General features: G+C 62.8%; 4 protein-coding genes. All 4 read right to left on the bottom strand.

From position 1 onward, the window contains the following. Positions 1 to 353: 353 nt before the first annotated feature. The 4 genes from OXT71_03250 to OXT71_03235 all read right to left on the bottom strand — a co-directional run bounded on the left by OXT71_03250 (position 354) and on the right by OXT71_03235 (position 15,185). Positions 354 to 626 (bottom strand): hypothetical protein, encoded by a 273-nt coding sequence (locus OXT71_03250; protein MDE2925395.1) that lies wholly within the window; start codon positions 624 to 626, stop codon positions 354 to 356. A 212-nt stretch (positions 627 to 838) separates the two neighbouring features. Continuing rightward, positions 839 to 6,154, bottom strand: a complete 5,316-nt coding sequence (locus tag OXT71_03245; GenBank protein ID MDE2925394.1) for a hypothetical protein — start codon at positions 6,152 to 6,154, stop codon at positions 839 to 841. A 358-nt stretch (positions 6,155 to 6,512) separates the two neighbouring features. Further along, on the bottom strand, positions 6,513 to 11,870 hold the full coding sequence (locus OXT71_03240) for a S8 family serine peptidase (GenBank protein MDE2925393.1): 5,358 nt from the start codon (positions 11,868 to 11,870) through the stop codon (positions 6,513 to 6,515). A 957-nt stretch (positions 11,871 to 12,827) separates the two neighbouring features. Continuing rightward, a complete protein-coding gene (locus OXT71_03235) occupies positions 12,828 to 15,185 on the bottom strand; it encodes a response regulator (protein ID MDE2925392.1) in 2,358 nt (785 codons plus the stop codon). Positions 15,186 to 15,524 lie beyond the last annotated feature (339 nt).

The following is a 15,524-nucleotide window of genomic DNA, read 5'->3' as shown; positions in this document are numbered from 1 at the left end:
TATCCCGCATCTCCTGCCGGACTTCGTGGATCTCTCCCCGCATCTCGTGCCGCATACCCCGCATTTCGTGCCGGACTCCCCGCCAACTGGCCAACACCAGTCCAGCCAGGCCGACTCCTACTGCGACGACGGCTACCAGGACGCTGATCAGGTCGACATTCATGGGGTGGAGTCCTCGGATGTTGTGCGTTCAATAGTATACAAACGACGATCGCGGAAAATATGCGAAAGATCTCGGTTGGGGCGGGGCGGCGGTTTCCTAACCGCCGATTTCTTATTCGGCGTGGGGGGGGGAAGAAGAATGGGCGATTAGGAAATCGCCCTTCCAATCGCCCTTCCTGGCGGCGCTGGTCCTAGTCCACGGTGCGGGGAATGAAGACTTCCCGCAGTCCCTGCAGTAGTCCTTCGACACGGCCGATCCGTTCCCGGAGTTCGGCGATTTGGGAGTCGATCCGTCCCATGTGGTTGACCATTTCCTGACGGACTTCGTGGATCTCTCCGCGCATCTCGTGGCGCATGTCCCGCATTTCATGCCGGACTCCCCGCCAACTGGCCAACACCAGTCCGGCCAGGCCGACTCCTACTGCGACGACGGCTACCAGGACGCTGATCCGGCCGACATTCATGAGGTCGAGTTCTCGGGTGTCTTGCGTTCAACTTACATAAAACGACGGCCGCGAAAAATATGCGAAAGATCCCAGCGGGAGCGGAGCGGCGGTGTCCTAACCGCCGCTTCCTGACGCGGTGTGAGGGAAAGAAGAACGGGCGATTGGAAATCCTTTGTGCTATCCAGAGGAGCGACGGTTGCCGAAACCTCAATGTCCGTTCCGTCCAGGCTTTACCGACCCGGTTCTATGGCCACGCCTTCTGTAGAAGAGCCGGATTGCCGCAGGCCCCACTCCTCCGTGCCGTCGTCCGCGTTTGCCCACCGGACCCCGGTCCCAGTCGTCCAGTAGATCTTTTTGGCGTCGATGTCCAACGCCAGGTAATTGCCGACATTACGTGCCGTGACGATGTCTTCTGTCCCGGCTTCGCCTATTTTGATTCGCTGGATCTTTCCCTGGGCCGTCAAGTAAAGATAGCCGGCGCCCACAGCCAAGCCTTCCGGGTCGCTCGCCATCCCGGTGTGGAGCGAGTACCTCACGTTGCTCCCGTCCAGGTCTGCAAACCACAAATAGTCTGATGATCTCTGTGTCCAGTAGATCTTGTTGCCGCCGATGTCCAACGCCAAGCCAAGTTGGTTGTTCACACTGGTTGGCCCGTTGCCGGTAAAAGTGACAACGTCTTCCACCCCGCTCCCGTCCAGGTTCGCCCGCTGGATCTTGTGATTGGTCTGGTCCGTCCAGTAAATTTTTCCGGCGCCGATGTCCAACGCCAAGTGAAATGGGTTTTGTAAACGGGTGACGATGGCTTCCACCTCGCTCCCGTCCAGGTTCGCCCGCCGGATCTTGCCGCGAATGAGATCCCCCGAAACCACAATGCCGATTTCCGTCCAATACATCTTTCCGGCACCCGGATCCAGAGCCAAGCCTCTTGGGGCGTTCAAGCCCGTGACGAGGGTTTCCACCCGACTGCCGCCCACTGGGAGTCGCTTGATCTCTCCCACCCTGTATCCATCCACCCAGTAGACCCTGGCGCAGTACGACACTGATGAGCGGTCACTGATTCCTTCGAACCAATCGATGAATTCGGTCTGCCTGGGAAGGCACAGGCTCTGATTATCGTTAAAGTGGAAATTAGACAGGCGATCCAGCCGCAGGAAACTTGCCGGGATCGGTCCCTCCAATGAATTGGAATAAAGATGCAATACAACCAAACCGGTCAGCCTGCCGAGTTCCGGCGGAACCGTGCCGCTGAGGTTGTTGGCGCTGAGAACGAGTTGCCACAACCGGGTGGAGAGGTTCCCGAGTTCGGCTGGGATGGATCCCGAGAGACCATTGCCCCAGAGGTTCAGATCCGCCAGGTTTGACAGGTTGCCGAGTTCCGGCGGAATCGGGCCCGTGAGAGCATTCTGGTGAAGCGCAAGTCCTACCAAACTATCCAGGCGGCCGATTTGGGCAGGGATCGCGCCCGACAGGTTGTTTTGGCCAAGTTGCAGCGCAGTGACTCGGCCGGCATTGTTCACGGTCACGCCGTACCATTGATCTAGGGGAGCATCCGTCAGCCAGTTGTCGTTACGAGTCCAATTCGGTCCGCCCGTCGCGTTGTAGAGCGCCACCAACACAGCCTGGTCCGCCGGTGCGGTGACGGTGACCTTGACCTCAGCCGAGGCGGTCCGTCCGGAGGCGCCCGTAACCGTGATGCGATAGGTCGTCGTTGAGGTCGGCGACACGGTCCGCGAACCGGAAACCGGCACCGAACCGATGCCCGGAGTTATGGTCGCGCTCACCGCGTTCGTGGAGGACCAGGTCAAGGTGGCGCTCCGGCCCCGCTCGATGGAAGCCGGGGAGGCCGACAAACTCACCGTCGGCAGCCCGGCGACCGTCACCCGAACGGCCATCGAGCAGTTGTTGCCGGTCGCGGTCTCCCCGCTGACGGGGTCGACGCAGGCGCCGTAGTAGTAGGTCCCGGCACTCGACGGGGCCGTCAATTGGATCGACTCGGCGCTGGTGAGCGACGCGTCAAGAGCACTGACCGCGTCCGTTCCCACGGACGTGTCGCCGGTCGTTATGGTCGCGTCGCTGGAACGGTAGTAACGCAACGTCGTCGCGCCCGATCGGCTCCCTCCCTGATTGCGGACGGTGGCCCTCAGATCGAAGGATTCTCCAGGTGTCAGTGTGGAGGCGCTGACCGAAGGCGATGCCACGACCAAGTCCGGCGGCGGGTTTCCGTCTGCGCCTTGGTCGCCCAAGTCCAGCGCCAAATCGGCGGGACCGTCCAATCCTGTGACGAGGTCACGCACTCCAGTCCCATCCAGGTTCGCCCGCTGAATCTTGCCACCACCACCCGTCCAGTAGATCCTGTCCCCGCCCAAGGCCAAGCCGAAAGGCTGGTCCAATCCCGTGATGAGGTCACCCATTCCGCTGCCGTCCAAGTTCGCACGCTGAATCGTGTCCGTCACATTATTCGTCCAGTAGATCTTGTCCCCGCCCAAGGCCAGGAAAATAGGCCGGTCGAATCCCGTGACGAGGTCACGCACTCCGCTTCCGTCCAAGTTCGCACGCTGAATCTTGCCGTCCCTGCGTCCTGTTCCAGTATGCGTCCAGTAAATTTTGTCCCCGCCCAAGGCCAAGGCAAGAGGCCGGTCCAATCCCGTAACGAGGTCACGCACTCCGCTTCCGTCCAGGTTCGCACGCTGAATCTTGCCCGTCACCAAATCCGTCCAGTAGATCTTGTCTCCGCCCAAGGCCAAGTCGGTTGTCCTGTTCGTGTCCAATCCCGTGACGAGATCCACGACCCCCGTCCCATCCAGGTTTGCCCGCTGAATCTTGCCGCCCGTTACGTCAACCCAGTAGATCTTGCCGCCAACCAGGTCCAGGGCCAAACCTAGCGGCTGGTCCAATCCCGTGACGAGGTCCACGACCTCCGTCCCATCCAGGTTCGCCCGCTGAATCTTGCCCGACGTCAGCAGAGGCTCGCCCAATTCGTCTTCCTCCGGCCCTTGGAGCGTCCAATAGATCTTGCCGGCGCTCTGGTCACAGTACGGCCCCGAGTGATCCTCGATCCCATCCAACCATGCCGTGAAAGCGGTTGTCTTGGGAACGCAAAGTCCCTGATTCTCCTCGAAATGGAATGAACGCAGGCGATCCAGCCGCAGGAAACTTGACGGAATCGTTCCCTCCAGCCGGTTCCGATTGATCCACAGCCGCTCCAGGTTGGCGAGGTTTCCGAGTTCCTCCGGGATCTCCCCCGTCAGTTGGTTGGTATGGAGGCCCAACGTCTGCAACTGGGACAGCCGGGACAACTCCTCCGGGATCGCCCCCGTCAGCCGGTTGTCCGTGAGGCCCAACCACTGCAATTGGGACAGGCGGGACAACTCCACAGGGATCTCCCCCGTCAGTTGGTTCCTGTTGAGGAACAAACCCTCCAGTTGCGACAGCCGGGACAACTCCCAGGGGATCGTCCCCGTCAATTGGTTCCAGTTGAGGAACAACCACTGCAACTGGGACAGCCGGGACAACTCCACCGGGATCATCCCGGTCAGTTGGTTATCGTAGAGGTCCAGGATCTGCAGTTGGGCCAGGTCTCCGAGTTCCGGAGGAATCCGGCCGACAAGGTTATTTTCGTCGAGGTCCAACTGGATCACGCGGCCCTGCCCGTCAACCGTGACCCCGAACCAATCCCCCAGCGGCGCCTCAGTTACCCAGTTGTCGGCGTCGACCCAGTTCGGCCCATCGGTCGCTTCGTAGAGCGCCACCAGTACAGCACGGTCTCCTTGCGGTGCTGCGGTGACGGTGACTGTCGCCTCGGCCGCGGCTGTCCGCCCGGCGCCGTCCTGGACCGTGATGCGATAGGTCGTCGTGGCGGTCGGCGAGACCGTCCGGGAACCCGACGTCGGCACCGAGCCGATTCCCGGTGTGAGCGTCGCGCTCACCGCGTTGGTGGAGGACCACGTCAAGGTCGAGCTTCCACCCTGCTCGATGGCCGCCGGCGAGGCCGACAGAGTCACCGTCGGCGGCGGGCTGCCGCCCGGCGAGCGCCCTTCATCCTCGACCGGGATCACCGGCACGGCAGAGAGCGACCCTTGCTGCTTCCCGAACCGGAGCCCGAGCGGAGCGAACGAAGAGCCGTCCTTGGACCGCAAGAACAACGTCCCACGGAAGTCATTGAGGAAGGTCGTAGCGACTTCCTGGAACCATTCCGGAAGGGTCAAAGCCTGTTGCTGGAAATTCCCGAAAGTCAGAACCTGACCAACCGGGTCCCGGCCCGCTTCGTTGCGGATCCTAAGCTCGATCTCGGGGGCCGCCTCCGGTTTGAAAAGCGCCAGTCCGGTTCCGACCTCGCTCGATTCCTCCACGAACAGAGCGAAATGATCTCTCGGGTCGATGGGAGCGACCCCGACCTCGATCCCGGTTTCGGCATGGCGATAGACCAGCAATCCACGGACCGACGCATGATCAGGCTCCACGTGGATCCAACCGCGCCGGATTCCCGTCCCCCCGCCGCTTCTGAGAACCCTGCTGCCTTGGGCGGGAAGCTCGAAGCGGGTTCCCGAGGTGAAGAGCCCGCTAACCGGCTGCCCTTGCTGATTGTAGACTTCGACGTCCACCGCGGCCCTGCGGACCGGGTCGAGGTTGCCGAGAACGAGTTGCACCGACCACCCGGCCCCGTCCACATAGTCCGGGAAGTACAGTGAACCCGCGTCCGGCTGCCCTGGTTGGAAAGGATTCGGCGGGGCTCCCCCGTCCTCGACGAACGGGATCACGGGCACGGCAGAGAGCGACGTCTTCTGCTTACCGAACCGGAGTCCGAGCGGGGCGAACGAAGAAGCGTCGCCGGACCGCAGGAACAGCAAACCCTGAAAGTCTCCGCGGAAGGTCACCCCCATCTTGTCGAACCATTCCGGAAGGGTCTGGGCCTGTTGCAGGAACCCCCCAATGGTGAGACCCGGCCCGAGCGGGTCGCGCCCCGACTCGTCGCGGATCTGAAACTCGATCTCGGCGGCCGCGTCCGGTTTGAAAATGGCCAGACCGGTGCCGATCCCGCTCGATTCCTCCACGAACAGAGCGAACTCGTCACGCCGCTCGACCGGGGCGACGCCGACTTCGATTCCGCTTTGCGTGTCTCGATAGGTCAGCAGCCCCTTGACCGATCCCGCGGAGCTCCGAACCTCGATCCATCCGCGCCGTACCGCCCCAGTCCCGGCGTTTTTCAGGACCCGGCTGCCTTGGGCGGGAAGATCGAATTGGGTTCCCGAGTCGAAGAAGCGCGAGACCCGCCAGCCTTGGTCATCGTAGGTCTCCACGTCCACACGCGCGCTGTGATCCGGATCCAGGTTGCCCAGCACCAGTTGCACCGACCATCCGCCCCCGACCACGTAGTCGGGGAAGTAGAGGGTAGTCCCCGGACTGGCCTGCGTCTGTTTTTGGATCGACTCGTCGGATGCCGAATCGGCGGTCTGCAGAACCTGGGCAGATCCCTGCGCCGCCGACCCGGCGGACAACAGCACACTGGCGATCAGTAAACGCCAGAATGTCTTCGCGATGCTGCGCATGGCTTCCTCTCGTCTTGAAGCAATTGAGTTCGATCCGTGCGAAATGGAGGCACTCACAAAACTACACGACACAGATGTACTGGGAGTGATCTTTTACTCTGGTCGTGTGTACTTATTGTGTATTGTTGCGCCGATCACGAGTTTTCCCACCTTCGTCCGCCTCCTCGACCGTGGTTGATCCCCTGGAAGCGGCGGCCGACCGGATGATGGCGTACGCGGTTGATCCGTCGCGCATGATCGCCGAGACCCCTGATGGGGCCTACCGCCGGGGGCGGGATGGATCGTACAGGTCAGGTCCACCGAAACCAGGACGCACTGATTTCCGTCCCGCCCGGACACGGGAAGGTAATTTTGGTCCCTACCATCGGATGGTGTTGCTCAAGTACCTGCCGAGTTGGCCGTCGATGCTGATATCTGCGGCCAGCCGGAACTCACCCGCGTCCGTTGGTGTGTAGGCACACAGTTGCCCGGCCGTTTCGGTGCCTGAGATATCGGCCCATTCGAGGTTCGGTGAGGCTCGGGTCTGCCAAATTGAACGGACGACGTCCTCTACGGCGATACAGCCTTCACTCGAAATGGACCCCACGGTCACGTTCCCGCGTGCTACTGAGAATCTCCCTTGCGACGCATGGTCTTGCTCACCTGCGCCGACACGTTCGAAGATCACGAGCCCTTCCTGTTCCGTGTCCAGGTACGCGTGCCGGCCGTCGGGACTGGCCGCGACGGACCGGACGTGACTGAACTCCGGAATCTGTTGGTTGTAACGGTCCGATTGCCAGGGCGCCACGAAGTCAGTCGCCGCCAGAGAATCGACTTCCTCCTGCCATTGGATCCCGAAGGCCAGATTCGAGCAGAAGACGTCCACCGCCGGGATTCCCCTTCGCGAAACAGCGAATCCGCACCGGTCGCTCCAGTCGAAGTAGAGCCAATCCTGGGTCCAAAACCGCTGCAACGTGCCCAGCGACTGCGGATTTGAGGGGTCCTTCTCCAACCCATACACGGCCATCCTGAAGCCATCCTCGTCAAAGACGAACAGGTAGCGGTCGTCGCCGCTGATCGCCAGCGCTTCGCCGCGCCACCCCAGACTCTCGTGAAATTTATCCAGAAGTGGTCGACCCGAATCGGCGTCGCGTTCGATCACCCGCATCGATCCATCCGTGATGGCGTAAATATGGCCGCCGCTATCCGAGATCACGGCTCGTCTCAGGTTGGGAATCTCCCGTGTCATGACATGCCGCAGCTCGCCGGCAGTATCCAGATCCAGGATCTGCAAACCATGCCCGGTAAGGACCGCGTGCAGGAACGATCCTCCGGAGTCCATGAAGACGTCATCGCTACAATTGGTGCTGATCGGATCCCCTGTGATCGGAAACCTCCCCTCGCCCGCAAGTTCCCGCTGGGTCTCGTCGCGCGGTGCGAAACGGAACCATGTCCCACAGCGATGCGCGTAGAGTTCCCTTCGATGCGGGTCCCAGATCAGCGAGCTGTTTTCCAGGCTGTCGTCGTCCAGCAACTGGCGGAAGGTCAGATCCCCGGTTTCGGGGTCGCGTTCGAACACCTGCAGCCCCAGCTTCGACGCCGCGTACAGCGCCGTGCCGCGATCATTGAAGGCCAGACTGAGCGGTCCCTCCAATTGCACCGAGCTTCCATCGGCTTCCCGGTCGCCGTCGGCCAAGCCGCCTGCGTACCTGAGCCAGACCGGGGGTTCGGTCTCCCCCCAGTGCATCGTGAACTCGCCGTCACCGATCCGACCGCGGGACCCCAGCCGGATCGTGTGCCGGGCGCCTCGTTCCGCATGAAAGATCACCTCGATCGCCTCGGACTCGACTCCCTCCGGCGGATAGCTGCTTCTCACGAACTCCAGACCTCCGAACCCATCGCCGCCCTCCCGGTAGAGGGTCAGCACCCACGGGCCCTCGGATTCCTCCAACCAGAACCGGTGCCAGCCGGTCGCCGGAGCCCGGTATGTCCACCACAGGGACGAGTGACCCAGGGCGGAGCCCCGCTCGCCGCGCTCGGCGGTGGCGAAACGGTTCGATCCGGAGACCGACCCGGCGGTTCCCGCAAGCGTTTCCGCGCCGGCCAAGTCGTCGTTGACAGGGGTGGGTCCCCAGAGGAGCCTGGCGGAGGCGTAACTCTGAGAATAGGCGGCAATGTCTCCCGTCCGAAAGCCGGCCGCGATCCAGACACGTTGCCCGGCCTCTGCGGACACCACGAAATCGGATGGGGCCATGTCTGTTCCGGTCAGGGCCATCAGCTTCAATTCATCGGGAGACGGACCGGTAAACGCGGTGACCTGCAACTTCGGGTATGTCGGCGTCGATTCCCCGTTGTTCGTGAGCCGCCAGGTATAGGAGGAGCCGGACTGTTGACCCGGCTGGAACGGATTGGGCGGGCCGTCTCCGCCGCCCTCTCTCTCGGGAACCTCCCACATCCACCACTTGGTCCTCACTCCCGTCTCTCGGGGCTCCTCTGGAGCGACGGTTGAATTCCGGTCCACGTCGACGACATGTTCCGAGGACACTGCGCTTTCCATCTCCTCCGCACCCGAAATATCGTCGTTGGGCGGAACGTAGCGGTCCGAAGGCCGCCAGGTCAGTTGGTACGGACCGCCGGATTGATCTGCGCTCCGCTCAACGACGGCAATGCGATACTCCCGGCCACGGCCCGCGGGGAATGACACCTGCCAACCTGGATAGTTCGAAACCAGCCGGAGCGAGTCAACGCCGTTTCCCTCGAAGGCCAGGACGAGCCGGTCCGAGTGACTGCTGTGGAAAAACCACCTGCCGTCCTCCGGCGCAGTCCATCTGTACCAGGTGGACCCTGCCGCATTTCTCCCGAACCACTCGTCCGGTTCCAGGGTGGCGCCCTGGTTGTTGCCGTCCACAAACCCCGCTTCCCCTTCCAACACTTCGGCCCGTGCGAAATCGTCGTTCGCGGGACGGGACCCTTGCGACCAGCGGAGGTCCAGGCGGACGCCTCGGCCGAAGTGGCTCACCCGGATCCGGTAAGACTGTCCCCTTTCGGCAAAGAACAGGATCCCCCCCTGACGGGAGGCGACGGGATCCAACGCCGAGATCCGACGGCCCTGGAAGACGTCGACGCGATCGGAACGCGAGGAGAGTCTGAAACGGACAGCCCCGTCCGCCGGCGCCGTCCAGCGGTACCAGACCGAGCCGGCGGGCCGACCCTGCCAGACAGTGAACACCGGTTCTCCCGGTTCCGGGGTCGCCAGAACCAGGTCCACCGTCTGAGAACCCTGTTCGCCCCGGATGGTGGTTGCGGAAGCGAAATCGTCGTTGGCGGGGCGCCGGGCCAGCTCGGCGTTTCCGGTTCCGGTGGGAGCAACATCCACGGAAGCGGATGCGCTCGTGGCGTTCCAGGCACTCGCCGTGAAGTAGAGGCGGACCGGTTCTCCGTCCCCTTCGGAGGAAACGGCAAAGCGGACCTCCTGGGTTTCGCCGGCCGCGATCTCGCCCAGGGGGATCGGCATGCCCGGCGCGAAGGGCGACTCGACGTCATCCGGCAGGTCCGCCGGGACTCCATCCTCGCGAGACACGTCCAGGATGCGAATCCGGATGTCATGGCAGCCGGACTCTTCTCCCATGTCCCGGCAGTCCACGTGCAGCCGGCTCCCGGCCGCCACGTACTCGTCCGCCCTCACCCTCAGAGTCAACTCCTGTTCCCCGTCTCCCGGCAGGGATCTCCGGTCGGCGTCGATCTCCAGGTTCGGCGTGGAGGCCCCCCGGATCACCGTCCAGGCCAGGGCCGCCCGGGGAGGTGCGGTGTAGACCCGGTGCGCCACCAGCTTCGCCCGATACGTTCCGGGACGCGGATTCCTCACGATGATCCACTCCACGTTGTCCACCCGGGACGCGGAAACGTGCTCTCCGCACGCCCCCTCCCCGCAATTGCCGTCCCGGTCCAGCCACAGATCCAGGTCATTGAGCACCGTGCTGTCGATGGTTTCCGCCGGAGGCTCGTCCCACGTCATCACCAGGTCGAGGCGGCTGGCGCCCTCAGGCACCTCGATGTCCCGGGCGGCGACCTCCCCCTCCTGCAGCTCGGAGACCACACCGCCGCCCACCCAGCCGTCGGACCGGTCCCGGTTCAGGACGGCCGTGCGCGCCGACACCTTCCCCAACCCGTACTGCGCCTGCAACGAACCGGGTCCGTCGGTGTTGGTGGAGGGAAAGGCGTCCGGAACCTCCAGCCAGGGATCCGGCCGAATGGCGCCGGCCATCAGCCGCGCCCGGGCCAACGCCGGCTGTTCCCGGTACTCCGGGACCGCATCCATCAGCAGCGCGGCCACCCCGGCAACGGCGGGGGACGACATGCTGGTGCCACCGAGCGCGAGATACTCACCGCGGCTCCCGCCCCCTCGGGCTGAGTGGACCCGGACTCCGGTGCCGACGATCTGAGGGCCCAAACGCCCGTCGAACGTGGGGCCATGGCTGCTGAAGGAGGCGAGATCGCCGCTGTCCAGAACGGCGCCGACGGAAAGGGAGCTCTTGGCGGCCCCGTACTGCGAAAAGCCATTGATACTGGCGTTTTGCTGGGCGACGACGTAGAGCTGGCGATGGCCCCAGACGATGGAGTCGAGCTTGCGGGCACTGCTGTCCCGCCCATCGAAGCCCCGGGAGGTCCCAGCCAGGCTCATGTTGACGATGAGGGGCTTTGCGGGAAATGATGGACGGCCTGATTCGGCGCACTCCGTCGCCTCGGCCAGGAAGTCCATTCCCGGCATGATGGTGACATCCGACCCACTACCCCCAATCGCCAGGACCTTGGCGAAACGGATGTGCCGTACGCCGGGCGCCATGCCGGCGAACCGCGGTTGGACGGTCCCGTTCCCGGCCACGGTCCCGGTGACGTGGGTCCCGTGGCCGTTTGCATCGATCCATAGATCCTCGGACTCTTGAAGGATTCCGTCCGGCCCGCCCCGGGAGTTCCACACGAAGTTGGCGGCGCAGATGCTGTCCCGGTTCGACACGATGTCCAAGTGATTGATGTTGAGCCCCGTGTCCATGACGGCGATGGGCACCGATGAGCCGGCCGAGCCGAAGAAGACCCCCGGGGACCCGCGGGACCAGCGCAGGGCGTCCGCCCCCATGGCGGGAACGGCCGTGTCGTGGGCAGTTCGGACGATGCCCACCGGCTCGACGGCCAACACGTAGTCCGCCGCCGCAACGGCTTCGATCCGGGCGTAGGCCACGTTTGCAGTGTAAACGCGGATGTCCGGGTCGAAGCGGCCCACCACCGCACCCAGGTCCTCAAGGGAACTCCGCCACCGGCCGTCCGGATCGTCCGCCATTAGAGTGATGAACACGGGCACCTGTTCCCGGGGGGATGACGCGAACACCTCGCCGGCAAATGTAGCGGGAAGTTTCTGCACGGGCGGGACGGCGCCCAAACCGTCGACTTCGGGCAGGGCCACGATCTCATGCAACAGAGCCGGGTCGCCGGGCAACCGGGCGCGTATCAGGTTGCCCGAGGAACCGAGGGTGGTGATTCCCAAGTCCGCAAGCGACCCCGCCACCTGGTTCGGTCTCGCATCCTCCGCCAGTCCAATCCAGCCGAAGGACCAGTCCCGGCCGGCCTCCGAAGCCAGGGTAGCGAGGGTTTCGATGGATTTGGCCGGGTCCAGCCAGTCGGGGCTGGGTCTCGGCGGCTTGTCTCCGCCGTCGACGTCACGGGCAATTCGTACTCGCGGCATCTCCCCGTGGTAGGAAACGAATGTATATCCATCCGGAGGCGAGGGAGCCGGGTCCTCCGCAGATCTCTTGACCGCGAGTAGCGTTTCAGCCGTTCGGGGCGGGGCTTGAATTTCGGGTTCCCGGAGGGTCCCCCGGCTTTCGGCTTCGATCCAGGCCAGGACAGCGCGGGTCGCCCGCGCCTCTTCGGTCAATAGAGGAGCCGGTTCTTCGCCAAGAGCCGCATAGTAAACGGCCAGCCCAGCCACACCTGCGGCAACGACAAGCGCTACCGAGACTTGGATGGATTTCCGCTTGGAATTCGAAATGATCAGTCCTCGATCAGCCTGCGGCAAGAGCACGAAACTGGTGGAGCAAACAAGGTTTACTCTGGAATCGGTTGGCGCCTTTGAAGACCGGGCCGAACAAACACAGATCGATGATCGCCAAGCATCAGCGAAGGGAGAGGACTGGCGGGCGTCCGTTGTTGGATCGACTCTTCAAATGCCGAATCGGAGGCATCCACCACTGGGGCTGGCCCTTGGGCCGCCGACCCGGCGGACAACAGCACACAGGCGATCAGCGCCCCCCGGATTGTCTTCGCGATGTTGTGCACGACCTCCACTTCTCTCCAGGCAAATGGCGTTCTCCCGTGCGCGAAAAAACCAACCACCACGTTACAAGACAGACGTGTACTGGGAGTGATCTCTTCATCTCATCGTGTGTACTAATGGTGTAATCTTGCATCGATCGGGAGTCTGTCTACCTTCGTCCGCCCAGTCGCCGATGAGCCGGCGCCGCCGATTGAACAGTTCCGTGGTTGCGGACGTTGGCGTCTCCTTCCCGCCGCTTCCGAGTCCGGACGTTGAGATCTGAGGAAGGTGGGCCAGCAGCAGGTTTCGACGACTGTGAGACGGTAATGCTGGCGAGGTTAAAATGCTGGAGTCACGACACAGGTCTCCAATGTGCCGTAGGGACCCTCAATCGTCACTCGCCTTAGCCATGCGATAGCCGACCCCACGAACGGTAAAGATGTAGGTCGAGTTGGTCGCGTCGTCGCCCAGCTTACGCCGGAGCTTCTTCACGAAGGTACGCACGGGCTGGGAGTCGCCGGCTTCCATCCGGCCCCACACTCGGCGCAAAAGGACATCGTACGTCATGACCCATCCGGCATTGACCGAGAGTACTCGAAGCAGATCGTATTCGGTTGCCGTCAGAGGAACCGTCCGGCCGGCCAGAGTCACCCGGCGTTCGTCGTAGTGGATCGTCAGTTCCCCCAGATGGAAAGCCGCGGGTGGCGATTGGTGCCGGCGCAGAGCCGCTTGGACTCTTGCCACGAGCTCCGCTGGCGAGAAGGGTTTGACGACGTAATCGGTGGCTCCAATCTCGAGGGCCCGGACGATCGTCTCGTCTCTTCCGTAGGCCGAAATGAAGATGACGGGCAGATCGGACAGCTCGGGCAGGCGCTCCATCAACTCGATGCCATCGACCCCGGGGAGTATCAGGTCCAAGAGTACCAATTGGGGCTGTTTTGTCCTGATGAGGTGGGACACGGCCTGCGGGTCCCCCGTCACGAGCGGGGAAAAGTCTGCTGCCGTAAGGGCGTGCCGGATGTATCTGAGCGTCTCCGGGTCGTCGTCAACCACCAGTATGCGGGGTCGCCCGCGCCCTCCGTGCGACGGGTGGGAAATGCCGCGTGTCGTACTGCCCGAGGCACCGGTTTCGATTTCTTCGGCCACCGGAATCGTGAACGTGATCTCCGTGCCGCGGCCGGTCCCGGCACTCTCGGCCCGGATACGGCCCCCGTGGGCCTCCACGAGACCCTTGCAGATGGCCAGGCCCAGACCGGACCCTCGCATTCCCCGTCCTTTGCCGCCGAAACTAACATGTTTCCGGAACAACTGCGGCAGCCGGTCCGCTGGCACGCCGCTCCCCCTGTCCGATACGGTGATCTCAACGTGTACACCATCCTGTACCGCGCCGACCTGGATGGGGAAGGACTCCGGAGCGTATCGGGATGCATTATGGAGAAGATTGTTCAGAACCTGCACGATGCGCTGCCGGTCAGCCAATACCCGGGGCAAGTCTGCCGGTAAATCGATCTGTACAGTGTGCTGGCCGCCACCGCTCAGGAATATTTTCCTGGCTTCGTCCACGATGCTCGCGACTCCCTCGGGAGCCGGGCTGACTGAAAGTGTACCCGTCTCGATTTGCTCCGCATCCAGCAGGTCACTGATCAGACTGTGCATATGTTTGGCCTGCTCGTTGATGATACGAAAGAACTGAAGCATCTCTGTCGGATTCGGTTGTGGTGTCGTGTCCAGCACGGTCGTGGCGGAGCCGGTGATCGAGGTCAATGGAGCCCGCAACTCGTGGCTCACCATACCCAGGAACTCGGCCCGCGAACGCTCCAGGTCTTCGAGCGGCGCCAAGTCCTGCAAGGTGACCACCATGGATTCGACGTTACCCGCCTCGGAACGGATCGGCGTGGCATTGATCAGCGTCGTCACGCTCCGACCGCCGGGCACCTCCAGGACGATTTCTTCGACCCGCACCGTCTCGCCGATTTTCAGAGCTTGGTCCAACGGCCATTCTTCGAGAGAAGACTCCCTTCCGTCGGCACGCCGGAATTTCACCACCTCCAGCAACTGCTCCAGCGGCAGACTCGGCGTGTGCAGGCTGTCTGCAATCCGCTTCGCTTCCCGATTAATCATCACCGGCCTGCCGGTCCGGGCGTCAATGACCACGACGCCCACCGGAGACATGTCGATCAATGCCTCCAGGTCGGCCCGCGCCCGGTGCACGTCCCCGTGCGTCCGGGCGTTGGAGATCGCCGCCGCTGCCTGCGATGCGAACAACACCATGACCTCTTCGTCTTCGCTCGTGAACTCGTGGCCGCCTTCCTTCTCGGCGAGGAAGAAGTTGCCGACCTGCACGCCCCGATGACGCATCGGCGTCCCCTGGAACGTCTTCGACAGCAACAGGTCGGAAGAATAGCCGAGGGACCGGACGTAAGCGGGCAAGTCGCACAGCCTCAATACCCCCGGAAGGTCGCGGAAATGCTCGTAGAGGAGCGGTCCCTCGGTCCAGTCCGTCATTTGCTTGTGCTCTTCCGCGGTGAATCCGGAATTGACGAACTCCTGCACCTTTCCGGACTCATCGATGGTCGCAATCAAACCGTAACGGGCCCCGGTCAAATCCCGCGCGCTTTCCACGACGTCTTGCAATACGGTGCCGACGTCCAGGCTCTGGCTGATACGCAGGATGGCCGAGTTCAACTTGGAGATGCGGTCCTGCAATGCCTCGATTTTTTGTGTCAGTTCTTTGGGATTCTGCAACGGCCTGGTCCTTCCGGATTCCCGCAACAAGACTCAGCTTGGCATTTCACCAATCGGCTCGATGGCCGAGCCAGCTTCGAGCCACCCCGGTGACAAATATTTTGTGTCTTGGGACAAAGATACACAATAACGACACTCTGTTCTTCCATTTGTCACTTCGAGTACATGATTTCCTCGTGCTCTACATTCACTCATTACTCTAGTCCAGTGGAATGAACGGCACGGGACACAAAAAGGATGGTGGCGACCTGGTGGCAGGTGGGCGGGCACGAGCCAAATCGTTCGATCGAATCCTGGCTAATTTTTGTGATCCCTTCCTTCCTGGAGGATGACAATCCG

Source organism: Acidobacteriota bacterium, from assembly GCA_028874215.1.
Taxonomy (GTDB): Bacteria; Acidobacteriota; UBA6911; order RPQK01; family JAJDTT01; genus JAJDTT01.
This window is presented reverse-complemented; position numbering and strand designations above follow the sequence as displayed.

Excerpts from the sequence above, each read along its gene's own strand:
- OXT71_03250 (MDE2925395.1), bottom strand. The coding sequence starts at position 626 with ATGAATGTCGGCCGGATCAGCGTCCTGGTAGCCGTCGTCGCAGTAGGA.
- OXT71_03245 (MDE2925394.1), bottom strand. The coding sequence starts at position 6,154 with ATGCGCAGCATCGCGAAGACATTCTGGCGTTTACTGATCGCCAGTGTG.
- OXT71_03240 (MDE2925393.1), bottom strand. The coding sequence starts at position 11,870 with ATGCCGCGAGTACGAATTGCCCGTGACGTCGACGGCGGAGACAAGCCG.